Annotated in this window: 24 protein-coding genes and 3 pseudogenes; 18 read left to right on the top strand and 9 right to left on the bottom strand. The window is 68.1% G+C overall.

Annotated elements, in window-relative coordinates; genetic code table 11:
* The first annotated feature begins 13 nt into the window (after nt 1-13).
* Genes SK803_RS21965 through SK803_RS21950 form a run of 4 tightly spaced genes read left to right on the top strand, consistent with a single transcriptional unit; the run spans nt 14 to nt 3117 of the window.
* Entirely contained in the window at nt 14-424 is a 411-nt protein-coding gene (locus SK803_RS21965) for a 6-pyruvoyl trahydropterin synthase family protein (RefSeq protein WP_319967964.1), read from the top strand.
* Complete coding sequence (locus SK803_RS21960) at nt 402-1373, top strand: glycosyltransferase family 4 protein (RefSeq protein ID WP_319967917.1); 972 nt, start codon at nt 402-404, stop codon at nt 1371-1373. The genes SK803_RS21965 and SK803_RS21960 overlap by 23 nt, the downstream gene beginning before the upstream one ends.
* On the top strand, nt 1370-2149 hold the full coding sequence (locus SK803_RS21955) for a class I SAM-dependent methyltransferase (protein ID WP_319967916.1): 780 nt from the start codon (nt 1370-1372) through the stop codon (nt 2147-2149). Before SK803_RS21960 ends, SK803_RS21955 begins: the two co-directional genes overlap by 4 nt.
* The gene (locus SK803_RS21950) at nt 2149-3117 is read left to right on the top strand and encodes a lysylphosphatidylglycerol synthase transmembrane domain-containing protein (RefSeq protein WP_319967915.1); all 969 of its coding nucleotides are present in this window, start codon (nt 2149-2151) and stop codon (nt 3115-3117) included. Before SK803_RS21955 ends, SK803_RS21950 begins: the two co-directional genes overlap by 1 nt.
* On the opposite strand, the gene SK803_RS21945 is transcribed toward SK803_RS21950, so the two are convergent.
* Entirely contained in the window at nt 3025-3723 is a 699-nt protein-coding gene (locus SK803_RS21945; protein WP_319967914.1) for a creatininase family protein, read from the bottom strand. The genes SK803_RS21950 and SK803_RS21945 overlap by 93 nt on opposite strands.
* The gene (locus SK803_RS21940) at nt 3710-4705 is read right to left on the bottom strand and encodes a zinc-dependent alcohol dehydrogenase (protein ID WP_319967913.1); all 996 of its coding nucleotides are present in this window, start codon (nt 4703-4705) and stop codon (nt 3710-3712) included. Before SK803_RS21940 ends, SK803_RS21945 begins: the two co-directional genes overlap by 14 nt.
* A 41-nt stretch (nt 4706-4746) precedes the next feature.
* Between SK803_RS21940 and SK803_RS21935 the strand changes: the two genes are divergently transcribed.
* Together SK803_RS21935 and SK803_RS21930 are read left to right on the top strand one after the other, a co-directional pair.
* Nucleotides 4747-5481: a CDP-alcohol phosphatidyltransferase family protein gene (locus SK803_RS21935; protein WP_319967912.1), complete on the top strand. Its 735-nt coding sequence runs from the start codon at nt 4747-4749 to the stop codon at nt 5479-5481.
* Entirely contained in the window at nt 5474-5878 is a 405-nt protein-coding gene (locus SK803_RS21930; protein WP_319967911.1) for a DoxX family protein, read from the top strand. The genes SK803_RS21935 and SK803_RS21930 overlap by 8 nt, the downstream gene beginning before the upstream one ends.
* Here the strand turns inward: SK803_RS21930 and SK803_RS21925 are convergent.
* Nucleotides 5859-6521, bottom strand: coding sequence for a RibD family protein (locus tag SK803_RS21925; RefSeq protein ID WP_319967910.1), 663 nt, complete (start codon nt 6519-6521; stop codon nt 5859-5861). The two genes, SK803_RS21930 and SK803_RS21925, sit on opposite strands and share 20 nt — an antisense overlap.
* 83 nt (nt 6522-6604) lie before the next feature.
* On the opposite strand from SK803_RS21925, the gene SK803_RS21920 reads away from it, so the two are divergent.
* Nucleotides 6605-8179 carry an alkaline phosphatase family protein gene (locus SK803_RS21920; RefSeq protein WP_319967909.1) on the top strand — a complete coding sequence of 525 codons (1575 nt, stop codon included), beginning with the start codon at nt 6605-6607 and terminating at the stop codon, nt 8177-8179.
* Here the strand turns inward: SK803_RS21920 and SK803_RS21915 are convergent.
* Both SK803_RS21915 and SK803_RS21910 read right to left on the bottom strand, forming a co-directional pair.
* Nucleotides 8176-8688, bottom strand: coding sequence for a DinB family protein (locus SK803_RS21915; protein ID WP_319967908.1), 513 nt, complete (start codon nt 8686-8688; stop codon nt 8176-8178). The two genes, SK803_RS21920 and SK803_RS21915, sit on opposite strands and share 4 nt — an antisense overlap.
* A gap of 145 nt (nt 8689-8833) precedes the next feature.
* On the bottom strand, nt 8834-9751 hold the full coding sequence (locus SK803_RS21910; RefSeq protein WP_319967907.1) for a prenyltransferase/squalene oxidase repeat-containing protein: 918 nt from the start codon (nt 9749-9751) through the stop codon (nt 8834-8836).
* Nucleotides 9752-9808: 57 nt separating this feature from the next.
* On the opposite strand from SK803_RS21910, the gene SK803_RS21905 reads away from it, so the two are divergent.
* Nucleotides 9809-10528: a hypothetical protein gene (locus SK803_RS21905; protein WP_319967906.1), complete on the top strand. Its 720-nt coding sequence runs from the start codon at nt 9809-9811 to the stop codon at nt 10526-10528.
* Nucleotides 10529-10537: 9 nt separating this feature from the next.
* The gene (locus SK803_RS21900; protein WP_319967905.1) at nt 10538-11107 is read left to right on the top strand and encodes a DinB family protein; all 570 of its coding nucleotides are present in this window, start codon (nt 10538-10540) and stop codon (nt 11105-11107) included.
* Here the strand turns inward: SK803_RS21900 and SK803_RS21895 are convergent.
* On the bottom strand, nt 11038-12165 hold the full coding sequence (locus tag SK803_RS21895) for an MFS transporter (protein ID WP_406601560.1): 1128 nt from the start codon (nt 12163-12165) through the stop codon (nt 11038-11040). The genes SK803_RS21900 and SK803_RS21895 overlap by 70 nt on opposite strands.
* Before the next feature lie 39 nt (nt 12166-12204).
* On the opposite strand from SK803_RS21895, the pseudogene SK803_RS46560 reads away from it, so the two are divergent.
* Nucleotides 12205-12312 (top strand): annotated as a pseudogene (locus tag SK803_RS46560) (hypothetical protein); the annotation flags it as partial.
* Nucleotides 12313-12667: 355 nt separating this feature from the next.
* Here the strand turns inward: SK803_RS46560 and SK803_RS21890 are convergent.
* A pseudogene (locus SK803_RS21890) lies at nt 12668-12901 on the bottom strand (YeeE/YedE thiosulfate transporter family protein); the annotation flags it as partial.
* A gap of 121 nt (nt 12902-13022) precedes the next feature.
* On the opposite strand from SK803_RS21890, the gene SK803_RS21885 reads away from it, so the two are divergent.
* The 3 genes from SK803_RS21885 to SK803_RS21875 are packed head-to-tail and all read left to right on the top strand — an operon-like array spanning nt 13023 to nt 15624.
* Nucleotides 13023-13502, top strand: coding sequence for a phosphatase PAP2 family protein (locus SK803_RS21885; protein ID WP_319967903.1), 480 nt, complete (start codon nt 13023-13025; stop codon nt 13500-13502).
* 8 nt (nt 13503-13510) lie between these two features.
* Nucleotides 13511-14980: a sensor histidine kinase gene (locus SK803_RS21880; protein WP_319967902.1), complete on the top strand. Its 1470-nt coding sequence runs from the start codon at nt 13511-13513 to the stop codon at nt 14978-14980.
* The gene (locus SK803_RS21875; RefSeq protein WP_319967901.1) at nt 14977-15624 is read left to right on the top strand and encodes a response regulator transcription factor; all 648 of its coding nucleotides are present in this window, start codon (nt 14977-14979) and stop codon (nt 15622-15624) included. Before SK803_RS21880 ends, SK803_RS21875 begins: the two co-directional genes overlap by 4 nt.
* A 14-nt stretch (nt 15625-15638) precedes the next feature.
* Here the strand turns inward: SK803_RS21875 and SK803_RS21870 are convergent, their stop codons facing one another.
* On the bottom strand, nt 15639-17219 hold the full coding sequence (locus SK803_RS21870; RefSeq protein WP_319967900.1) for a solute symporter family protein: 1581 nt from the start codon (nt 17217-17219) through the stop codon (nt 15639-15641).
* Between the two features lie 3 nt (nt 17220-17222).
* Nucleotides 17223-17639 (bottom strand): DUF485 domain-containing protein, encoded by a 417-nt coding sequence (locus SK803_RS21865; protein ID WP_319967899.1) that lies wholly within the window; start codon nt 17637-17639, stop codon nt 17223-17225.
* 299 nt (nt 17640-17938) lie between these two features.
* Here SK803_RS21865 and SK803_RS21860 point away from each other — a divergent pair.
* From SK803_RS21860 to SK803_RS21840, 5 genes and pseudogenes are all read left to right on the top strand, one after another.
* Nucleotides 17939-19264, top strand: a pseudogene (locus SK803_RS21860) (OFA family MFS transporter); the annotation flags it as partial.
* 125 nt (nt 19265-19389) lie between these two features.
* Nucleotides 19390-19515, top strand: a complete 126-nt coding sequence (locus SK803_RS21855; protein ID WP_319967897.1) for an MFS transporter small subunit — start codon at nt 19390-19392, stop codon at nt 19513-19515.
* Complete coding sequence (locus SK803_RS21850; RefSeq protein WP_319967896.1) at nt 19515-21626, top strand: sensor histidine kinase; 2112 nt, start codon at nt 19515-19517, stop codon at nt 21624-21626. The genes SK803_RS21855 and SK803_RS21850 overlap by 1 nt, the downstream gene beginning before the upstream one ends.
* Complete coding sequence (locus SK803_RS21845) at nt 21623-22021, top strand: roadblock/LC7 domain-containing protein (RefSeq protein ID WP_319967895.1); 399 nt, start codon at nt 21623-21625, stop codon at nt 22019-22021. Before SK803_RS21850 ends, SK803_RS21845 begins: the two co-directional genes overlap by 4 nt.
* Nucleotides 22018-22548 carry a DUF742 domain-containing protein gene (locus SK803_RS21840; RefSeq protein ID WP_319967894.1) on the top strand — a complete coding sequence of 177 codons (531 nt, stop codon included), beginning with the start codon at nt 22018-22020 and terminating at the stop codon, nt 22546-22548. Before SK803_RS21845 ends, SK803_RS21840 begins: the two co-directional genes overlap by 4 nt.
* Nucleotides 22549-22714: the final 166 nt, after the last annotated feature.

Genomic DNA, 22714 nt, shown 5'->3' with positions numbered 1-22714 from the left:
AGCGGAGGTCACCCTGTTCAGCATCACCGTCCGCGATCACGTGATGATCGCCCACAGTTTCCGCGGCGAGGTCTTCGGTCCGGCACAACGTCTCCATGGAGCAACGTTCCTGGTGGACGCAACGTTCAAACGTGCTGAGCTCGATTCGGACAACATCGTTGTCGACATCGGACTCGCGACGCAGGAACTGGGCAAGGTTCTGGCCGCGTTCAACTATCGCAACCTGGACGAAGAACCGCAGTTCGCGGGCATCAACACGTCCACGGAGTGGCTCGCGAAGTACATCGCGGACCAGCTCGCGGAGAAGGTTCTCGAGGGTGCTCTTGGTGAGGGTGCTCACGGCATCGATGCGATCGCCGTCACACTCCACGAGTCCCATGTGGCGTGGGCCGGCTACGAACGTGCACTTCGTACTGCCGGCTGACGTCGACGATCCGGGCAGTCCCAGCGGCGGCAACGTCTACGACGTCAGGGTTGGTGCGAACCTCAGGCGTGTGACCGTCGCTGGTGACTGGCCGCGTCCGCGTGACGCCGGTGCGTTGGAGCAAGCGCTTGCGGGCATCCCGGACGGGGACGTGGTGCTGATCGACGGCCTGGTCGGGTGCGGTGTGCCTGAGGTGGTCGTGCCGCATGCCGGGAGGTTGCGGATCGCCGTGCTGGTGCACCTGCCGCTGGCGGACGAGACCGGGCTCGATGCTGGGGTGGCCGCGCTGCTCGAGGCGAAGGAAGGGCAGGTCCTGCGGGCCGTTGGCGCGGTCATCGCGACCAGTCCTACGGCGGCGGAGAACATCAGGGTCAGGCATGGGCTGGACCGCGTCCACGTGGTGGTGCCGGGTACCGATCCGGCGCCGGTCGCGGTGGGGACGGACGGGGTCAGCCGGTTGTTGTGCGTTGCCTCGATCACACCGCGCAAGGGGCATGACCTGCTGGTCAGGGCGTTGCGGAAGATCGATCACGACTGGCGGCTCGAGTGCGTCGGGCCGCGGCGGCCGTTCGTCGGGACGTTGCCGGAAGATGATCGTGTCAGCTTTCCGGGGGCGCTCGCCGGCGAGGCGTTGACCAGCGCGTATGGCCGGGCTGACCTGTTCGTGCTCGCCTCCCGGAACGAGACGTACGGGATGGTGGTCACCGAGGCGCTCGCGCGGGGTTTGCCGGTCATCGCCAGTGCTGTGCCGGACGCCCTTGGAGACGGTGGCCTGCTGCTGCCGCCGGGGGACGAAAATGCACTGGAAGCTGCACTGACGCGCTGGTTCCAAGATCAGGAATTTCGGGCAGAGCTGCGGGCCAAGGCGCTCGCGCGGCGGGCTGTTCTGTCCACTTGGGACGAATCCACAGAGGACCTGCGGAGGGTGCTGGCTAGTCTGCGGCCATGACCTTCGCCCCGGAATGGCTGACACTGCGGGAGAATGCGGACGCCGAGGCTCGCTCTGGCGAGCTCGTGGAAGTGGTCCGCGCAACTCTGGTGAACCGAAACCCCCTGACGATCCGTGACCTGGGGTGTGGCACAGGATCGATGGGACGATGGCTCGCCGGGAGGCTCGGCGGCGTACAGCACTGGGTGCTGCACGACCGCGACCCCCGGCTGCTCGGGCTGGCGGAGGCCAGCATGAGCGAGCTGAAGGACGTCACCGTCGAGACGCGTGAGGGTGACCTCACGTCCCTGAAGGCCGCTGACCTCGCGGGCGCTGACCTGGTCACCTGCTCCGCTTTGCTCGACTTGCTCACTACTGACGAGATGAACGCTCTGGCGGTTGCATGCGTAGAAGCACATGTGCCCGCACTGTTCACGCTCTCGGTGGCAGGCCGGATCGAACTCGAACCGGCCGAGCCGCTCGACGCCGTCTTCCAGGACGCGTTCAACGCTCACCAGCGCCGCGTCGTGGACGGGCGCAGGCTCCTCGGGCCGGACGCTCCGGCTGCCGCTGAAAAGGCATTCGTGGCAGCGGGCGCTTCGGTTCGCACGGAATCCAGCCCGTGGCGGCTGGACGCCGGAGCGCTGACGCGTGAGTGGCTCAAGGGCTGGGTTGGCGCGGCGGTCGAGCAGGAACCCGCACTCGCCGGGGAAGCATCGGAGTACCTGCGCCGCAGGTCAGAGGCTTCCGCGGTGGTCCACCACGTCGACCTGCTAGCGATACCGAGGGCTGTGTGATGAAGCGTTTGTGGCCGTGGCTTCGCCTGCTGATGGCGGTGGCGATCCTCGTGGGTCTGGGCTTGCGCCTGGGCACCGGGGCGTTCCTGGACGGACTGCGCGCGATCGACGCGTTCTCCGTCGCCGCCGCGCTGGCGATCGGGTTCGCGACGACGTTGCTCAGCGCTGGTCGCTGGGTGCTCGTCGCGCGCCGCCTCGGCCTGTCGCTGACCATGCGCAGCGCGGTCAGCGACTACTACCGGGCGTTGCTCGTCAACGCCGTGCTGCCTGCGGGCGTGCTCGGCGACGTGCATCGTGCGGTCAACCACGGCCGTGAGTCGGGCGATGTCGGACGGGGCGTGCGCGCCGTGTTCTTCGAGCGCTTCGCCGGTCAGATGGTGCTCATCGGGATCGGGCTCGCGGTGCTGCTCGTGCACCCCGCGCCTGGTCTCGATCTCGAACTGAGCAACACCACCGTCGGGCTCGTTCTCGCTGGTCTGGTCGTTGCCGCGGTCGTCGGCTGGCAGCTCAAGCCGGTGCGGAGGGTGCTGGTCAACACGCTGGCGGACGGCATCCGGCTGCTGTCGCTGAAGACCTGGCCCGCTGTTCTCGGGCTGTCGGCCGCCACGGTCGCCGGGTACGTGGCGATGTTCGTGGTCGCCGCCCGCGCCGCCGGGTCGGACGCCACGATCACGCAGCTCGCACCGGTCGTGGTGCTGGCGCTGCTGATCATGGCGATCCCGGTCAACATCGGCGGGTTCGGGCCGCGTGAGGCGTTCCTCGCGGTGGCGTTCGGTGCCGCCGGGCTGGGTGCGCAGCAGGGCTTCACCACCGGCATCGTCTACGGCGTGCTGGCGTTGATCGCGAGCCTGCCGGGCGCGGTCGTGCTGTTCACCTCACGTCGCCGCGCCGCCAGGACCGAACAGGTCGAGGTAGTGGCGGAACGACTCGGTCAGCCCCGCGAGCAGGAGCTCGCCCTTGCGCGCTGACGCCAGGGACGGACGCCCGATGACGCCGGACTCCGTGTACGGCGCCAGACCCAGGGTGAGCATGTGCCGCCGGTCCTCCGCCAGGTGGTCGGAAGTCTCGTAGCCGGGCCGGATGAGATCGGGGTGGGCGTGCAGCAGGATCGAGGTCTCCAGTTCACCCGCGTGCATGTCGCTGTACGCCGAGGTCTCGATGCCGGCTTTCTCCCGCGCGAACGCCCAGTCGTCGCGGCCGGGAAACAGGGCCAGGCCTGTGGATTCCTGCACGATGTTCGACAGCACGTAGTTGCCGCCGTGGCCGTTGACCAGGACCAGGCCGGTGACCCCGTTGCGCCGCAAGGAGTCCGCGATGTCCGTGACCACTGAGATCAGCGTGCGCGCGGAGATGCTGACGGTGCCCGGCCAGTCGGCGTGTTCCTGCGAGCACGAGAACTGGATCGGTGGCAGCAGCCGGACCTGGTGCGCCTTCGAGATCTCCGACGCGATGGTCCACGCGATCACCGAGTCCGTGGCGAGCGGCAGGTGCGGGCCGTGCTGCTCGGTGCTGCCGACCGGGAGCACGGCCACGCGCTGGTCGCGGACGTCGACCGTGGTGTCACTCGGAAACATGGCTGGAACCATTCTCGGGACCGTAGTCAATCCGGTGGCACAACGCCGGAATCTCGCCGTCGGCCAGCTTCGGCATGACGCCGGGCAGTTCTTCGAACGCGCTGGAGCCGGTGATCAGTGCGTCGAACCGGTCGTCCGCGAGGAGATCGAGAGCGAGCGCCATGCGTTCGGCGTAGGTGCGGTCCGGGCGGCCGACCACGCCGACCTGGCTGCTGCGGATCGTCAGCCGGCGCGAGTGGAAGAACTCGCCCAGCGGTACGGCGATCTTCCTGTCCCCGTACCAGCTCAGCTCGACGACCCTGCCCTCCGGCGCGAGCAGGTTGAGCGCCGTGGTGAGGCCCGGTTCGGTCGCGCTGGCGTGGAACACGAGATCGCAGCCGTCGAGAGCGTTGTCCGGCAAGGCGAATCCGATGCCGAGCCGGTCGGCGACGGCCCGACGGCCGGGATCGGCGTCCACGAGCTCGACGCGCGCGCCGGGGAACGTCGCCAGCACCGCCGCGATGCTCGACCCGACCATGCCGCCGCCGACCACCGCGATCCGGTCGCCGATCAACGGATGCGCGTCCCACACGGCGTTCACGGCCGTCTCGACGGTGCCCGCGAGCACCGCGCGAGCAGCGGGAACGGCGTCCGGCACGACCGTGACCGAGGTTTCCGGGACCACGTAACGAGTCTGATGTGGATAGAGGCAGAACACCGTGCGCCCGAGCAGTTGTTCGGGTCCGTGTTCAACCACGCCCACGTTGAGGTACCCGTATTTGACCGGCCACGGGAACTCCCCCTCCTGGAAAGGAGCCCTCATCGCCGCGTACTGGTTCTCCGGCACGCCACCGCGGAAGACGAGGGTCTCCGTGCCGCGGCTGACCCCGGAGAACAGCGTGCGCACCTCGACCTCACCCGGACCGGGTTCGGCCAGGGTGACCTGCCGAACCTCCCCTTTTCCGGATTCATTGAGCCAAAAGGCACTCGCCGTACGTGTCACTCACAACACCTCCGCCGCACGAAGTCCACTAGGGGCACCTGATGATCACACTTCAGCACACCAGGACGGCACCCGTCCTGCGGGAGCCTGCCATCTGGGCGGGGCTTCAGTTCCTCGCGCTGGGCGTGGTCGGTGTCACCACCGGTCTCGGGCCGCTGGGCTGGGCCGCCGGTCTGGCTTACGGGTTCGCCACGTGGGCGTTCCTCGGCTACGGCATGCAGCGTCACCGCACCAGGTCGCTCGGGCCCGCTGACCGCGTCACGCTGGCCCGTGGCCTGATGGTCGGCGCGGTGACCGCGCTGGTCGCCGATCGTGCAGGTCAGGACGTGCCGGTGGCGCTGGTCGTGACGCTCGCCGCGGTCGCGTTGTCACTCGACTGGGTGGACGGCCAGGTCGCGCGCCGCACCGGAACCTCGACCGCGTTGGGTGCGCGGTTCGACATGGAGGTCGACGCCTTCCTGATCCTGGTGCTCAGCGCGTACGTGGCCGTGCACATGGGTCCGTGGGTGCTCGCGATCGGCCTCATGCGGTATGCGTTCGTGGCCGCGTCGTGGCGTTTCCGCTGGATGAACGCACCGCTGCCGGCCAGCTACGCGCGCAAGGTCGTGGCCGCGGTGCAGGGCATCTTCCTGGTCGTGGCGGCGTCGGGCCTGCTCCCGTTCGCGACTGTGCTCGTCGGTCTCGCACTGGCCTCGCTGGTGTGGTCGTTCGGCCGCGATGTGCTCTGGCTGTGGCGTGAGGCCAGTGTTTCGGTGGGAGGATCCCGGCATGTCTGAGCAGACCACCTCCACCGCGGCCAAGATCGGCAACATCGTCGTCTGGATCCTGCAGATCCTGCTCGCCGTGACGTTCGTGAAGAACGGCTGGGCGTTGTTCGGCGACGACTTCGTCAAGAAGTTCGACGACATCGGCTTCGGTCAGTGGTTCCGCTACCTCACCGGCGTGCTGGAGATCGGTACCGCGATCGGCCTGCTCATCCCGCGCGTCTGCGGCATCGCGGCGCTGGGCCTGGCCGGCATCATGGGTGGTGCCGCGCTCACCGAGTTCTTCCTGGTGACCAACGGCGGCCTCGACGACGCGGCGATGCCGTTGTTCTTCATGGTGTGGGCGCTGGTGATCGCGATCTACCGCCGTGAGCAGATCCTCGGTCTGCTCACGCTGGTGAAGCGCTGATTTTCGGGAAGTAGCGCAGCACGGCGACGTCCCCGACTTTCGTGACGTCCTCCAGGTGGAATCGGCGTGCCGGTCCACCGGGGAATTCGGCGGGATTCACGAAACGCGGGGCCGTCGCCTGTCCGATCAGCATCGGTGCGACCGCAACTCTGATCTCGTCGGCGAGTCCCGCTTCGAGGAACGCCGTGTGAATGCTCGTGCCGCCTTCGACCATGAGCTTTCTCACGCCGCGAGCGCCGAGATCATCGAGAATCTCTGAGAATTCGCTGAAGGTTTTGGTCTCGGCGAGGTGATCGACGGTCGTCGCAGGGCTCTTGGTGTAGACCAGCCTGGTGCCGCCGCAGTGCCAAAACCGCAGCTCAGGGTCCAGTTGGCCACTCCTGGTGACGGTGACCCGCAGCGGGAACTCCGGTTTGCCCTCCGCTATTCTCCGCGCACGCCTCTCGTCGCTGTAGACGAGCAGGCGCGCGTTGTCGCGGCGCAGTGTCTCGGCCCCGGCGAGAATCGCGTCCGACTCCGCGCGCATCCGATCGACGTGATCGAAGTCCTCGGCGTTGGAAAGCGGAAACCTCTCGGTGCCGCGATCGTCGATGTGGCCGTCGAGGCTGACGGCGACGCTCAGCAGAACGTGCGGGCGGGTCACGGACCCGATGGTAGTGCAGTTGAACCGGATGCGGGTCGCCGTGCGTTTCTCTCATAGGTCAGGAAAGGGGATTCTCGGTGAGGATGTTGCTGCGTCGGACGGCCACTGCGCTGGCAGGGCTGTTCGTGTTGTTCGTGCTCATCGCACCGAGCGACCTGGAGAAGTTCACACCGGAGGCGTTCCTGCGGGTGCCGCTCGAAGGCCTCGTCGGCGTCATGGTGCTGGTGCTGCTGCCGGACCGGTTCCGCAAGCCCGCCGCGATCGTCGGCGGCATCGCGCTCGGGTTGTTCACGATCGTGAAGATCATGGACATCGGCTTCGACATGGTGCTGTACCGGCCGTTCGACCTGGTCCTGGACTGGCCGCTGCTGGTGCCCGCGATCGACTTCCTGGACGTGACGTTCGGTCGCTACGCCTCGGTCCTGGCCGTGGTGGCCGCGGTGGCGCTCGTCGGCGGGATCGTGTTCCTCGCCGCGGTTTCGGTGTTGCGGCTCAGTTCTGTCGCCGTCGGCAGGCGTCCGGTCGCGATCCGCGCGGTCGCACTGGTGGCCGTGGCCTGCGTTTCGCTTGCGGTGCCCGGGATTCCGGTCTACTCGGACGCGGCGGCGACGTCGTTGGTCGATCACGCGCGGCGCGTTCAGGTCGGGCTGAAGGACCAGGAGGTGTTCGCGGAGGAGGCTTCGGTCGACGCGTTCCGCGGCCACCCCGGGCTGCTGTCCTCGTTGCAGGGCAAGGACGTCGTCTTCACGTTCGTGGAGAGCTACGGCAAGTCCGCGCTCGACCTGCCGGACGTCGCCGCGAAGCTCGCTGACGGCAACTCACGGCTGAAGGGGGCCGGGTACACGGCGAAGTCCGCTTACCTGACCTCGCCGACCGCCGGTGGTGGTAGCTGGATGGCGCAGGCGACGCTGCTGTCCGGGTTGTGGATCGACAACCAGCAGCGCTACCGCAACCTCGTGGCGAGCGACCGGCTGACGCTGCCGCGGGCGTTCCGCGAGGCGTCGTGGCGCTCGGTCGGTGTCGTCCCCGGCATCACGCAGGCGTGGCCGGAAGGCGACTTCTTCCACTACGACAAGATCTACGCCGCCCAGGACCTCGGCTACGCCGGCCCGCGGTTCGGCTACGCGACGACGCCGGACCAGTTCACGTTGGAGTCGTTCCAGCGCAACGAGCGCGCCAAGAAGCAGGGCCCGGTGATGGCGGCGATCCCGATGGTGTCCTCGCATGCGCCGTGGTCGCCGACGCCGGACACCGTGGACTGGGACGAGCTGGGCGACGGTTCGATCTACGCGACCATGCCCGCCTCGAACGACCCGCCCGAGTCGATCTTCGGCCGCGACCCGGCGGCCGTGCGCGGCGACTACGCGCACTCCGTCTCGTACTCGCTGGAGTCGGTGATCTCCTACGTCGAGCGGTACGGCGACGAGAACCTGGTGTTCGTGTTCCTGGGGGACCACCAGCCGGCGCAGATGGTGACCGGTGAAGGGGCGTCGCGGGACGTGCCGATCACCATCGTCGCCAAGGATCCCGCTGTGCTCCAGCGCGTCGAGGCCTGGAAGTGGGACGACGGGATCAAGCCGGGAGGGTCGGCCCCGGTGTCGCGGATGAGCGACTTCCGGGACCAGTTCCTCTCGACCTTCTCCCCGCCGAGGCCTTAGCCCATCGTCTTCTGGCCGTCGATCGTCTCGCGGATGATGTCCGCGTGGCCCGCGTGCTGTGAGGTCTCGGCAACGATGTGCATCAGCACCCGCCGCGCCGTGTACGTCTTGCCCTTGGGGAACCACGGCGCTTCCGGCAGCTCGTGCGCCAGGTCCAGGTCCACCGTCTCGACCAGCTTGTCGGTGTAGGCGGCGACCTCCTGGTAACGCGCGAGGACGCTCTCCAGGGTGTCACCGGGCTGCATGTGGAAGTTCTTCAGGTGGTTCTCGGCCGTGTCGGCGTTCGGCTCCATCGCCGAGGTGCCTTCCTCGATGAACCTGATCCAGTTCCCCTCGACCCGAGTGACGTGCTTGATGAGCCCGCCGATGGACAGGGCGCTGACCGTCGGGGTCGACGCGGCCTGCTCGTCGGTCAGACCCTGCGCGGTGAACGTGAGGAACCAGCGGTGCTGCTGCAAGGTCTCGAGCAGGTCCGCGCGCTCGCCGGTGAGGGTCTCGGTGGTGGTCATCGTCCAGTCCTTCGCTCGTTTGTCCCGACACGAAGGACTGTATGACCACTTGCGGTCAGCCTGTGTCCTAGTTGCTCGGCCGCTCCGGTGAAACTTGAGCGGAACTCAAGCGATCCGGCGCTGACCTGGGATCACGCTCGGTGAATCAGCCGAAAGAGACGCCGGTCAGCCCCAGCACGGCCTGCGCCGTCGCGCGAGGAGCGGTGGCCTTGTCGAAGCCCGACGCGTCGAACGCGATCGCGCCGGCGTCCGGTCCGGTGCGGACCTGCAGCGACTGCAGGTAGGCGCGCGCCCTGACGGCGGGCTTGCCGGTCAGCACCTGGGCCACGAGACCCGTGCTGTTGGCGTTCGACCCGCCCTGCGCGCTGGGGAACCCGCCGTCGGCCTGCTGCTTCGACTTCAGCCACGTGACGGCCTGACCGGTCGGCTTGCCCTGCGTGCGCAGCGCCTGGACCACGATCGCGGTGGCGTCGACGTCACTCACGCACGGCGAGGTCTCGAACGTGACGGGGAAGCCGCCGTCCGGGCACTGGCTGCCGGCGAGGTAGGCGGCGCCCAACGTGTCCTTGCCGAGGGCGATGAGTGCGTAGGACTGGGTGAAGGCGTTGGAGAAGTCACCGAACTGCGAGCGGTCGGAGAACCGGCCGGACGGCGCCTGCAACGCCTTGAGCCCGCTGATCAGGTCGATACCGGCGAACGAGCGCGGGTTCTTGCCCTTCACCCGCGCCGCCACGGCCAGCTTGGCGTGCGCGCCCGCGTAGGACTCGCCGTCGCTGCCCAGGTAGGCGCTGGAGATCTCGGGCTTGGCGAGCCACGTGATGGCGCGGTCCGAGTGGTCGCCGGCGGTGCGCGCCGCCGCGAACGCGAAGATCGCGTCGATGGTCAGGCCCTGGTCCGGGTACTTCACGCCACCGAACTCGGTCTCCAGCCGCTCGCCGTCGGCCATCTGTCCGGCGAGCCAGCCCGCGGCGGCGTCGACGCGATGCGCGGTGCCGGCGGAAGCGGGAACGGCCGTGGCTACGAGAGAGGCGCCGAGCACGGCGGCGATGATCAGTTTCTGCACGTACTCGACCTTCTCATTCCGGCCCGTCCGACCGACACGCTTTGCGAGACTCGTCGCATGCGTCTTGCCCTGTCGCTGCTGCTGGTCCTGGCCGCGTGTGCGCCCGTGCCCGCCGATCCGGTGGCGTTGCTCGACGAGTGGCTGGACGTGGTTCGCCGGCAGGAGTCGGTGCGGTTCACCGTGGAGATCAAGATCGAGGGCAACGATCCGCGGCGCCGCACGTATGCGGGCGTGCAGCACATCAACATGGGCGGCGGTGCCACGACACAGCGAGACGTCACCGCGCACTCCGAGAGCCGTTGGGGCATCACGGACTACCGCGCGCTGATCCTGGGCGACGACACCTATCTTCAGCACAACGAGCTGACGTTGCCGCCCGGCAAGACGTTCGCTCTGCTGGACACCCAGGGCGCGACCTGGACGTGGAGCTACCTGACGAACCTGTCCCTGAACGAGAACGACTACCACCCCGGCAGCGTGTTCGGCGACCTCGACCGCGGCACGCTCCGGCTCGTCGAGCACGCGGACAACCGGTACGTGTTCAGCGCGGGCGGGGTGCCGCACTCCGGCAGCTACGTGAACGGCGACGTGCGGCTGGTCGTCGAGGTGGACGACGAGGGCCGCGTGGTCAGGGCGGAGCGCAGCGGTCCGTCGGTCGACCGGCAGCGGGAGCACCGCGTCGCCGAGTACAGCCAGTGGGGAACCGCTCCGGACGTGCTGCGCCCGACGCGGGAGATCGTCGCGAAACCGGCTGAAGTCAGTGTCCGCGAACGTTAGTGTCGGGCCATGATTGCGGAGGATCTTCAGCGGTACCTGCAACAGTCACGCGACTCCGTGTTGTCCACTTTGGACGGGCTGAGCGAGTACGACGCGCGCCGGCCGTTGGTGCCCAGCGGTACCAACCTGCTCGGCCTGGTGAAGCACCTGACCGGCATCGAGTTCGGTTATCTCGGCGATTCCTCCGGCCGTCCCGCACCGGTGTCGCTGCCGTGGAACGAGGACGGATCGGTCTGGGAGAACGGCGACATGTGGGTCAAGCCCACCGAGACCCGCGAGTACATCGTCGGCCTGTACCGCATGGCCTGGCAGCACTCCGACGAGTCGATCGCCTCGTTGCCGCTGGACGCACCGGCTTCGGTGGGGTGGTGGCCGGAGCACCGGCGCCAGACCACGTTCGGGCACCTTCTCGTGCGCGTCGTGGCGGAGACCGCGCAGCACGCCGGCCACTGCGACGTCGTGCGCGAGCTGATCGACGGACGGTCCGGCGCGGACAACCCCGAGGGTTACTACGACCTGGTCCTGAGCATGGCGAGCGCGCCGATCACCGGCCCCGGCACGAGCAGCAGGAACGCGTAACGCCAGGTCACCACGTCGGCGAGCAGCGGCACGAGCTGGATGCTGACCACCGTCAGCCCGAACCCGACGGCGGTCAGCGCGGTCAGTGCCGTGCCGACGTAGCGCGGGTCGGCCACCTCGCTCAACGACGCCGAGAACACCCCGGAGTCGGCGATCACCGCCGCACCCCACACCGCGCAGAACGCGATCAGCAGCGGCGTGCCCCAGACCAGCGGCGAGAGCAGGCAACAGAGTCCGCTCACCGTCAGCGCCCCCACGGCGGCGGGCGCGCGGCCGAACCTGTCCGCCGCCCAGCCGCCGATGAGACAGCCGACGAACCCGGCCACACCCATCGTCAGGAACACGGTGACGCCGACGGACTCCTGCGAGCTCAGCAGGAACGTCGGCAGCCACGTCCACAGCGCGTACAACTCCCACATGTGCCCGAAGTAGCCGAGGTTCACCAGCCGCGGCTTGCGTTCGCGGTACATCTGCAGGGCGTAGCGCGGGTTGAGCTGCGCGGTCGTGGCCGTGAGAAACGGCCCCGGCCGCACGAAGAACAACGCCGTCAACGCACCCAGGAACGCGATCGCCGCGGCGGCCACGAGCACCTCGCGCCACGGCAGCTGCCCGAACACGTGGGGAAGCGCACTGCCGAGCGTCAACGCCCCGATCAACACCCCGAGCGCCCGGCCGCGGTTCCTGGACTCCGACCATGACGCCATCAACTTCATGCCCACCGGATAAACGCCGGCCAGCGCCACCCCCGTGAGGAACCGCAACGGAATCGCGGCGCCGAGCCCGTCCACGGTGAGCCCGAGCACCAGCGTGAGCACCGCACCCGCCGCCGCGGACATCGCGAGCAGCAGGTGCGGCCGGACGCGGTCGGCCAGGTTGAGCACCGTGGCCCCGACCGCACCCGTGACGAACCCGAGCTGCACCGACGCGGTCAGCCACACCGCCGCGCCCGCGCTGATGCCCCACTCGTCGCGGAGCGAGGGGACGACCGCGGACATCGAGAACCACACGGCCAGGCCGAGGACCTGGACGAGCGCGATGGCCGCGCGCTGGATCAGCACGACGCGCTCGTTAGGTCTGGCGCGCTCGTTGGGCCCGGTGTGCTGGTCCGGCCCGGTGTGCTGGTTGGGCGTGGTGTGCTGGTTGGGTGCGGCGCGCTGGTTGGACCCGGTGTGCTGGTTGGGCCCGGTGTGCTGGTTGGGCCCGGCGTGCTGGTTGGGCGTGGTGTGCTGGTTGGGCCCGGTGTGCTGGTTGGACCCGGTGTGCTGGTTCGGTCCGGTGTGCTGGTTCGGTCCGGCGTGCTGGTTGGGCGTGGTGTGCTGGTTGGGCGCGGTGTGCTGGTTGGGCGCGGTGTGCTGGTTGGGCGCGGCGTGCTGGTTGGGCACGGCGCGCCGGTTAGGCACCGTGCACTGGTTCGGAACGGCGCGCTGGTTCGGTGCGGTGGCATCACTCGACCGGGTGAAGCTCGTCCGGATCCACGCCTGGCGCCGTCCTGTAGATGTACGCAAACCATGGTCATCTTCATCGCGCAAGCGGAAGGTCGCGAGGGGGCGCACATGTTCTCATCAGCACACCTCCCAGCACGGCGGCCGGCGCCGTACGCCACGGATCGTGCTGTGAATCTTCCACGCCCTGGCCACCGCCGCAGCGATCGCCGCGCCGACCATGAATGCCGATGTTCGTCAGCGATGTCCTGTCCGTCCAGATCGGAGCGGCGAGAGCCTTGGCGCCGGCCGGCGCCTGCCAGCACTCCCACGCCTCCGGGATCAGCCCGAGCAACTGCACGACCTTCGCACCACGTCGGCCGCGGCAGGCTGCCGATCGTCCGCGGACCCGAGGCCGACCTTGTCGAAAGTAAAGGCTGATCGGTTCCGATCGGCAGAGGTGCGCAAGCCGGGGCCTTCGTAGCTTCGGCTGGGTGACTTGGCTGGTGATCGGCACCGATGCGGTGCTGGGTGTGTTCGCGTTGATGTTCTTGGCGCTGTGGTTCAGGTTCCGGCTGAGGGCTTTCCTCGCCGGGGCGGGTGTGGTGGTGGCCTACGCGGTCAGCGAGGTCGTCAAGCTCGTCGTGCAGGAGGAAAGGCCCTGCCGCACAACGCCTTCGCTGGCGGAGTGCCCGGAGCCGGGCGACTGGTCGTTTCCCAGCAACCACTCGGTGATCGCCGGGGCGTCCGCGATGGCGATCTGGGTGCTGCACCGGACTCTCGGCTGGGTGGCGGCGGTCTGCGCGCTCGCGGCTGCGGCGTCGCGGGTGGTTGTCGGTGTCCATTATGTACACGACGTGCTGGCCGGGTTGTTGCTCGGGGCGTTGGTGTCGTGGGGAATCGCGTTACTGCTGAAGAAGAAGCAACGGAGTCAGGACGACGCGCCGACGGTCGTGCTCAGCCGGCTGCGATGATGGGAGCCGTGTGGGTGCGGCTGATCCTGTGGGTGTGCGCGGCGATGTTGGTGGTGGCCGCGGCGGCGACCTCGCGGCCCGGCCGGCTCGCGGTGTGGGAGATCGTGCTCTACCTGGCTGTGCTCGCGGTGGCGTTCGTCGTGGTGAGAAAGCGACCCGCGGTGGCGCTCGGCCTCGCGCTCGGCGCGTGGCTCGTCTGCTACCTCGTCCGCGTCGAGTCCGACAGCGTCACCGGCGTGATCGCGTTGGCGCCCGCGCTCGCCATCACGAGTTTCCTCGCTGGGCGGCACGCCGGAGACCCGCGGGCGACCGCTGTCGCGCTGACCATCGCCGAGATAGCCGGTGTGGTCGTGGCACTGACCGAGCGCGGCGGCTCGGACACCGCGCTCGCCGTCACCTCTGGCATCGGTGTGCTCGGCGTTGTGCCGTGGGCGTTCGGGCGGTTCCGGCGCCGGTACGCGGAACTCCAGGAGGTGGGCTGGGAGCACGCGGCGCTGCTGGAACGGGACGTCGACAACGCCCGCAACGCCGAACGCGCGCGCCTCGCCGGTGAGATGCACGACCTGGTCGGCCACGAACTGGCGCGCGCCGCCCTGCTCGTTGGTGCGCTGGAACTGGAACCAACCCTGACCGCACAACAACGTGAGGCAGCCAAAACCGCGCGAGCCAGCGTCACGGCCGCGGCGGAACGGCTCGCCGACGTCATGCAGGTGCTGCGGGCCGACGAGGACGAACCGGTCGCGACGATCGAGGAAGTCGTTGCCAGGAGCGGCCTCGACGTGAAGTTGAGCAACGGGCGCAGGACGGCGATCGACGGCATCATCGCCCGGACCGTGCACCGGGTGGCCGCCGAGGCGCTGACGAACGTGATCAAGCACGCTCCCGGCGCGAAGGTCACGGTGAGCCTGACCGCGAACCTCGAACTGCGGATCACCAACGGTCCGGCGCCGAAAACGCTCGCGGTGGGCAGCGGCAAAGGACTGGTGGGGCTCGCCGAACGCGTCGCGCTCGTCGGCGGCTGGTTCGAAGCCGCGCCCACCGACGACGGCGGGTTCGAGGTCAGGGCCAAGCTCCCGGAACGCCCGCGAGCGAGAACCACGCCCACGCACGTGCGTCGCGAACGCACGGAAGAGGAGATCCGCAAGAGCGCGAAACGGACAATGCTGATCACGTCTGTCGTGTGTGCGGGGATCGCGATCGGTGTGCCGGGGTACATGGTGTTCGATGCGACGACTTCGGTGCTCACGCCGCAGCAGTTCAACCAGGCAGGACTTGGGCAGTACGAGGACGACCTGGACCTGCCGTTGCGCACCCGCGTCGACAACCCGCTCGGCGTGAGTGCACCGGCCGGCACCGAGTGCCGCTACTACAGCACGCACGCCAACCCGTTCGACAACACCCGGCACGACCTCCACCAGCTGTGCTTCCGGGATGATCGGCTCGTGTCCAAGGAGTGGCTCGCGAGGAGGAGCGGTTGATCAGGGTCGTGCTCGCCGACGACGAACCGGTGGTCAGGTTCGGCGTGAAGGCCGTGCTCGCGACCGCCGGTGACATCGAGGTCATCGCGGAGGCGCAGAACGGCAGCGAGGCGATCGACCTGGTCGCCCGGCACCGGCCCGACGTCGCCGTGCTCGACATCCGCATGCCCGTGTTCGACGGGCTGGACGCGGCAAAGGTGGTCCGCGAGTGCCATCCGGGCACGAAGACGCTGGTGCTCACGACGTTCGCGGACGACGCGTACATCAGCCGGGCGCTGGGGGAGGGTGCCGCGGGGTTCGTGCTGAAGACCGGTGACCCGCAGGAGATCATCTCCGGAGTGCGCGCCGTCGCGAGCGGTGGCGCGTTCCTGTCGCCGTTGGTGGCCAGGAGAGTCGTCGATCAACTGTCCAGGGCGCATCCGCGACCCCTTGCGACGCAACGGATCGAGGTCCTGACCGCACGGGAGCGCGAGGTGCTCGGGCTGGTCGGCTCCGGGCTGTCGAACGCCGAGATCGCCGCCCGCATCCACGTCGTCGAGGGAACCGTGAAGGTGTACGTGAGCACGATCTTCCGCCAGCTCGGCGTCAAGAACCGCGTCCAGGCCGCGATCATCGCCCACGAGTCCGGGATCATCCCGAACTGATCATCCCGAACTGATCAGGTGCGGGCGCCGATGCCCGAGATCGCGCGGACTTCCATCTCCGCCGACTTGGCCGCCATCTCCGGCTCCCGCTTCGAGAAGATCGTCGCGAGGAAGCCGCAGAGGAACGAGAACGGGATCGAGACGAGGCCGGGGTTGCCGAGCGGGAACCACGCGAAGTCGACGTCCGGGAAGATCGACGTCTTCGCGCCGGACATCACCGGCGAGAAGATGATCAGCGTCAGGCACGAGCCCAGGCCGCCGTAGATGCTCCACAGGGTGCCGGTGGTGTTGAAGCGGCGCCAGAAGATCGTGTAGAGGATCGTCGACAGGTTCGCTGAGGCGGCCAGCGCGAGCGCCAGCGACACGAGGAACGCCACGTTCTGCCCGTTCGCCGCGATGCCGCCGATGATCGACAGCAGTCCGACGACCACCGCGGTCAGCCGGGCGACGCGGATCTCCCTGCGGGGTTCGGCGTTGCCGCGCTTGATCACGTTGGCGTAGACGTCGTGGGCGAACGAGGCGGAGGCCGCCAGGGTGAGGCCGGCGACGACCGCGAGGATCGTCGCGAACGCCACCGCGGACACGATGCCCAGCAGCACGGCGCCGCCGATCCGGAACGCCAGCAGTGGCGCGGCGGAGTTCTCGCCGCCCGGTGCGGCGGCGATCGTGTCGGTGCCCACCAGTGCCATCGCGCCGAAGCCGATCACCAGCGTGCAGAGGTAGAAGATGACCATCGTCCAGGTCGCCCACACGACCGAACGACGGGCCTCGGAGGCGTTCGGCACGGTGTAGAAGCGCATCAGCACGTGCGGCAGGGAGGCGATGCCGAGCACCAGGGACAGCGCGAGCGAGACGAAGTCCAGTTTGGACATCGCGCTGAAGCCGTACTTCGCGCCGGGGTCGAGGACGGCCTCGCCGAGCTTGTTGTTCTCGGTGGCCTCCTGCATGATCGCCGACAGGCTGAAGCCGAACTTGCCGAGCAGGAAGACGCTCATCAGCGTCACGCAGAGCAGCAGCAGCACGGCCTTGATGATCTGCACCCAGGTCGTGCCCTTCATGCCGCCGACCAGCACGTAGAGCACCATGACCATGCCGACCACGGCGATCAGCAGGGCCTGGCCCCACTTCGAGGACACGTTGAGCAGCAACGCGATCAGGCCGCCGGCGCCCGCCATCTGCGCGATCATGTAGAAGAACGAGATCACCAGGGTGGCGTTGGCGGCGGCCGCGCGGACCGGGCGTTGCTTCATGCGGAACGCCAGCACGTCGCCGACGGTGAAGCGGCCGGTGTTGCGCAGGCCCTCCGCGATCAGCAGCAGGCCGACGAGCCAGGCGACCACCCAGCCGACGGAGTAGAGAAACCCGTCGTAGCCGTGCGCCGCGATGCCGCCGGAGATGCCGAGGAACGACGCGGCGGACAGGAAGTCGCCGGACAGCGCCACACCGTTCTGGGCGCCGGTGAACGAGCTGCCCGCGGCGTAGTAGTCCGACGCTGTGACGTTGCGGCTGCTCGCGCGGTAGACGATGTAGAGGGTGATCAGGACGAACACCGCGAAGACGCTGAGGTTCAGCACCGGGTTGCCGGTGGTGGGCATGACTTACTCCTCGACGCCTGTCTTCTCGGCGAGCAATTTGCGCTGCGGGTCCAGCCGTCGCTTTGCGTAACGGGCATAACCGAGCGTGATGGCGATCGAAGTCACGAACTGGCTCAAGCCCAGCAGGATGCCGAGGTTGATGACGCCGATCACCTTGATGCTGACGAACTCTTTCGCATACGCGGACAGCAGCACGAACGTCAAGTAGGACGTGAGAAAAAGCGCGGTCATCGGGAAGATGAACGTTGTGAGTCGGCGGCGTAAGGAGCGGAATTCGTCGGTCTGCTGAATCAGCGCGAAGTTCGGTTTGCCGTCGGAATCGACGTACGACAAAGCCTCGGGGTCGTCGAAGGACGCGAAACCCCGTGTTTCCCGGTACTCGTGCTGTGTTTCTCCAGGCGACCGCATCGCCTTGGTCATGTACTCCCGCCCCTCATGCGTGCGGCGACCACTGTAGCGCTCTCACGTGTGCAGTCAACGTGCGTTCGACGTTTCGGCACCGTGACCGGGAGGTGCCCGAGTACCGGGAAACGGGCAAAACCGGACACTGCATTTGTCTCAAATGGTACGTCTTAGGTGTTGTAGCACGATGTTTGAGCTGAACTTGAGGTTCTGTTGCGAGCAGTGCAACAGAGTTGAGCTGGTCCAGGCCGTTGTCGCACGTGTGCACCTGGCCTAGGATCGATCGGTCCGCGTATTTGGTGACGGTTGGGGATAAAGTGGGGTTCTTAGCGCGCGAACGCCAAGTCGCGCCTCCCGGATGGAACCGCTGGCTCGTTCCGCCCGCTGCACTGGCGATTCATCTCTCCATTGGTCAGGCCTACGCCTGGAGCGTCTTCAAGACGCCGCTGGAGAAATCGCTCGGCATCACGGGAACGCAGTCCGCACTGCCCTTCCAGCTCGGCATCGTGATGCTCGGGTTGTCGGCGGCGGTGCTCGGCACGACCGTCGAGCGCAGGGGTCCGCGCTGGGCGATGTTGATGTCCCTGATCGCCTTCTGCTCCGGCCTGCTGATCTCGGCCGTTGGCGTGTGGGCCGGTCAGTACTGGGTCGTCGTCGTGGGCTACGGCCTGATCGGCGGCATCGGTCTCGGCATCGGCTACATCTCGCCGGTGTCCACGCTGATCAAGTGGTTCCCCGACCGGCCGGGCATGGCGACCGGCATCGCGATCATGGGCTTCGGCGGCGGAGCGTTGATCGCGTCACCGTGGTCGACCTCGATGCTGACGGCGTTCGGCAACACCTCGACGTCGGGCATCGGCAAGGCCTTCCTCATCCACGGCATCGTCTACGCGGTCTTCATGAGCGTCGGCGTGTTGCTGATCCGCCTGCCCTCCAAGGAGTTCACGGAGGAGAAGGCGGCGCTGCTGAAGGACAAGCCGAAGGGCACCGTCTCCTTCAACGTCTCCGCGAACAACGCGATCAAGACGCCGCAGTTCTGGCTGCTCTGGGTCGTGCTGTGCTTCAACGTCACCGCGGGCATCGGCATCCTGGAGAAGGCCGCGCCGATGCTGGTCGACTTCTTCAAGGAGTCCTCGACGCCGGTCGCCGCGACGGCGGCCACCGGTTTCGTGGCACTGCTCAGCGCCGCCAACATGGCCGGCCGGTTCGTCTGGTCGTCCACCTCGGACATCGTGGGGCGCAAGAACATCTACCGCCTCTACCTCGGTGTCGGCGCGCTGCTCTACCTGGTGCTGCTGACGTTCGGCCCGAGCAGCACCCCGCTGTTCGTGGTCGCCGCGATGGTGATCCTGTCGTTCTACGGCGCGGGCTTCGCGACCGTGCCGGCGTACCTGCGCGACCTGTTCGGCACCTACCAGGTCGGCGCGATCCACGGTCGCCTGCTGACCGCGTGGTCGGTGGCCGGCGTGCTCGGGCCGCTGATCGTCAACGCCATCGCGGACGCGGGCAAGAAGGCCGGACATGTCGGGCCTGACTTGTACGCGACGTCGTTCTACATCATGATCTCGCTGCTGGTCGTTGGTTTCGTCGCGAACGAGTTGATCCGCCCGGTCAACCCGAAGTTCCACGAGCCGAAGGCCGTCGAGGAGACCGACAAGCCCTCGCCCAAGGGCGATGACGAGGCCACGGTCGCCAAGTGGAACGAGGCCGAGGCCGTGGACGTCGCAGAGTCGGCCGACAAGGAAGAGGCGGAAGGCGTGGTGAAGAAGTGAGCTCACCCCAAGAAAGCCGATCGAGCACGTTGTTGCTGATCGGTGCGTGGCTGTGGGTGGGTCTCCCGCTCGCGTACGGCCTGTACCGGCTCTTCCTGAACGCGGCCAAGCTCTTCGTCTGATGTTCAACGCGCTCGTCAACTGGCGCAACTGGCGCCTGCCGGTGAAGCTCGCCGCGGTGTTGATCGTTCCGGTCACCATCGCGGTGGGCTCCGGCGTGTTGCAGATCAATTCCCAGATGGAACGCGCCGAGTCCTACGCGGCGCTCCAGCGACTGGTGAAGGTCCGCGCCGCCCTGATCCCCGTGATCGAGGGCGTGCAGTCGGAACGGCGGATCGTCGCGGAGGGCGTCGGCCCGCAGTTGCTCGCCGAACAGGTCAAGCGCACCGACGACGCCCGCGCGGCGTTGCGCGACCAGATCGCGAAGACCTCGCTCAGCGAGGTCGTGACCGCCCGCATGAACGACGTGCAGGGCAGGGTCGGCGATCTGGGCGCGTTGCGCGAGCGGACCGACGACGTGCCGGCCGTGATCAAGGCGTACAGCGAGCTCACCGACTCGATGCTCGACGTGGACGAGGTGATCGCGAGCGAGTTCGGCGACGCGGCGCTGCTGCGCACGGCGATGGGCCTGCACCACGTGGTGCACGTGCGGGACCAGGTCCTCTACCAGCAGGCGGTCGTGCTGTCCGGGCTCACCCGCGGCCAGCTGACCAACGCCGAGGTGCGGTCGCTGGTCGAGTCGAACGTCAAGCTCGGCTACATCGCGGGCGAGTTCGCCGCGCTCGCGACGCCGGAGCAGATGAAGACCTACGGCAAGAACTTCAACGGCCCGGACATCGAGGCGCAGCGCACGATGCTGGCCGCCGCGGTGCTGCACCCGACCTCGGACGGTTCGAACGCGGGCAACAACAACTCGGGCAACAACTCCGGCAACAACAACGCGGCCAAGCCCAGGCCGTTGCCGATCGCGGCGGCGGACTGGAGCAACGCGACGGGCGCTGTCGTGACGTCGATGGGCACCGTGGTGACGGGTCTGCAGGACGACCTGCGCGCCACCGCCGACCGTCTGCGCGACGAGACGAGTGACGCCGCCGGCACCGCGTCCGCGATCCTGTTCGCCAGCCTGATCCTGGCCGGCACCATCGGGTTCGTCGTCGGCCGCTACCTGCTGCGCTCGCTGAACGCGTTGCGCCGCTCCGCCCTCGAGGTGGCGTGGCACAAACTTCCCGAAATGGTGGCAACCGGACGCGGCAGCACCGAGATCGAGCCGGTGCCGGTGGAGACGACCGAGGAGTTCGGCCAGGTGGCGCGCGCGTTCGACGCGGTGCACCAGCAGGCCGTCCGGTCTGTCATCGAGCAGGCCGGCATGCGCGCGAACATGCGCAACATCTTCGTGAACCTCTCGCGGCGCAGCCAGAGCCTCGTCGAACGCCAGCTCAAGCTGATGGAGGAGCTGGAGAAGTACGAGGAGGACCCGGACCAGCTCGCGAACCTCTTCAAGCTCGACCACCTCGCCACCCGCATGCGCCGCAACAACGAGAACCTCATGGTGCTCTCCGGCGGCGACGTGGCGCGGCGGTTCACCCGGCCGATCCCGCTGACCGACGTGCTGCGCGCGGCGGCCGCGGAGATCGAGCAGTACCAACGGGTGATGGTGCACACGGCGCCCGGTGCCGAAGTTGTCGGTTATGTGGCAAGCGACCTCGTCCGGCTGCTGGCCGAACTTCTTGACAACGCAACGGCTTTCTCGCCGCCGCACACCCAGGTCTCGATCAGCGCGTCGATCGAGGCGGGCGACATCGTGCAGATCGACGTGGTCGACCACGGCATCGGCATCGACCCAGAGGCGCTCGCGATCGTGAACCACCGTCTCGAGGCCGCCGGCGAGGGCGCGGACGTCCAGGTCTTTCGTGAAATGGGACTCTTCGTCGTCGGCAGGCTCGCCGAACGCCACCAGATCGTGGTACGTCTCGATGCCCAACAGGGCAAGGGGACTCGCGCGATCGTGTTGGTTCCGGCCGAACTGGCACCACGACGGGAGGAGTCCTGGGAGTCTTTCCGCGGGGAAGCGATCGAGCGGCAGCAGGCGTCCTGGTTCCAGCAGACTCCCGCCGCCACACCGCCGCCTCCCCCCGCGCCCGCACGCCAGACGCCGGAATCGGCCCGAGGCTTCCTCGACGCCTTCCAGCGCGGTGTGCAGCGAGGCCTTCCCGACCACCAGGAGAGTCGATGAGCACGCAGGTGGACCAGTTCGGCTGGCTGGTCACCAACTTCGCCGAACGCACACCAGGCATCGAGCACGCCGTGGTGATCTCGGCCGACGGCTTGGTGTTGATCTCGTCCACGAAGCTGCCCGCACACGTCGCCCCGCAGTTCGCGGCGATCGTGGCCGGCGTGGTCTCCCTCGCGGAGTCGGCCTCCAAGTGCTTCGCCGGCGAGGCAGTGGTCCGCACGGTCGTGCAGATGGATCGCGGCGTCATGCTGCTGTCGTCGATCAGCGACGGCTCGGTCCTCGCGGTGCTGGCGTCCTCTTCTTCTGACGTCGCACAGGTGGCGTACGAGATGACGGTGGTCGTGCGCCAAGTGGGCCAGCTGCTCACGCCGGAACTGCGGGCCGAGCTGGCATGAACGGAGATCCCGACGAGCAGGTCAACTTCGGCGACCTGATCAGCGGTTTCAGCTTTGACAGCGAACGAATCCGCAAGCGCGGCAAGAAGAAGGCCCAGCGCGCCCCGGAACCCCCACCGGAACCGGACCCGTACGCCACGCTGCCCTTCGAGCCGGTCCCGCCACTGCCGTCGATCGAGACGTCGATGGAAACGTCGTCCTCGATCGTGCGGGCCTACGCGTGGACCGGCGGCCGCACCACGTCCGACGTGCACCTGGAGATCGAAACCCTGGTGTCGGTGAACGAGCGCTCGGCCACCGCCGTGCGCCCGGAACACCAGGACGTGCTGGCCCTGTGCCACTCGCCGCGGTCGGTGGCCGAGGTCGCGGCCCTGCGCGGGCTGCCGTTGGGGGTCACCAAGGTGCTGCTCGGTGACATGGCCTCGCACGGGTTGATCGATGTGCACCGGACCGCGTCGTCCTACGGGGAGGTTCGGCCGGACAGCGCGCTGCTGGAGCGGGTGCTGGCGGGGCTGCGGCGACTCTGACCGGCCGCGGCCCACCGTGGTTGTCGGGCATCTGCAAGTACCACCAACACTTGATCAGATCGCCCGTAACTACACCCAACTGACGCCGCCGGCGGCGGTGCGTCGGCGGTGCGTCGGCGAGTTGGGTGTAGTTGGAGGCCTGCTGACGTCAGGTTGGTGGTACTTG

The organism is Lentzea miocenica (assembly GCF_033949945.1).
Classification (GTDB): Bacteria; Actinomycetota; Actinomycetes; order Mycobacteriales; family Pseudonocardiaceae; genus Lentzea; species Lentzea miocenica.
The sequence above is the reverse complement of the archived record's forward strand: the minus strand, read 5'-3'. Positions and strand labels throughout refer to the sequence as shown.

Excerpts from the sequence above, each read along its gene's own strand:
- SK803_RS21955 (WP_319967916.1), top strand. The coding sequence starts at position 1,370 with ATGACCTTCGCCCCGGAATGGCTGACACTGCGGGAGAATGCGGACGCC.
- SK803_RS21950 (WP_319967915.1), top strand. The coding sequence starts at position 2,149 with ATGAAGCGTTTGTGGCCGTGGCTTCGCCTGCTGATGGCGGTGGCGATC.
- SK803_RS21945 (WP_319967914.1), bottom strand. The coding sequence starts at position 3,723 with ATGTTTCCGAGTGACACCACGGTCGACGTCCGCGACCAGCGCGTGGCC.
- SK803_RS21935 (WP_319967912.1), top strand. The coding sequence starts at position 4,747 with ATGATCACACTTCAGCACACCAGGACGGCACCCGTCCTGCGGGAGCCT.
- SK803_RS21930 (WP_319967911.1), top strand. The coding sequence starts at position 5,474 with ATGTCTGAGCAGACCACCTCCACCGCGGCCAAGATCGGCAACATCGTC.
- SK803_RS21920 (WP_319967909.1), top strand. The coding sequence starts at position 6,605 with ATGTTGCTGCGTCGGACGGCCACTGCGCTGGCAGGGCTGTTCGTGTTG.
- SK803_RS21915 (WP_319967908.1), bottom strand. The coding sequence starts at position 8,688 with ATGACCACCACCGAGACCCTCACCGGCGAGCGCGCGGACCTGCTCGAG.
- SK803_RS21905 (WP_319967906.1), top strand. The coding sequence starts at position 9,809 with ATGCGTCTTGCCCTGTCGCTGCTGCTGGTCCTGGCCGCGTGTGCGCCC.
- SK803_RS21900 (WP_319967905.1), top strand. The coding sequence starts at position 10,538 with ATGATTGCGGAGGATCTTCAGCGGTACCTGCAACAGTCACGCGACTCC.
- SK803_RS21870 (WP_319967900.1), bottom strand. The coding sequence starts at position 17,219 with ATGCCCACCACCGGCAACCCGGTGCTGAACCTCAGCGTCTTCGCGGTG.
- SK803_RS21865 (WP_319967899.1), bottom strand. The coding sequence starts at position 17,639 with ATGACCAAGGCGATGCGGTCGCCTGGAGAAACACAGCACGAGTACCGG.
- SK803_RS21850 (WP_319967896.1), top strand. The coding sequence starts at position 19,515 with ATGTTCAACGCGCTCGTCAACTGGCGCAACTGGCGCCTGCCGGTGAAG.
- SK803_RS21845 (WP_319967895.1), top strand. The coding sequence starts at position 21,623 with ATGAGCACGCAGGTGGACCAGTTCGGCTGGCTGGTCACCAACTTCGCC.
- SK803_RS21840 (WP_319967894.1), top strand. The coding sequence starts at position 22,018 with ATGAACGGAGATCCCGACGAGCAGGTCAACTTCGGCGACCTGATCAGC.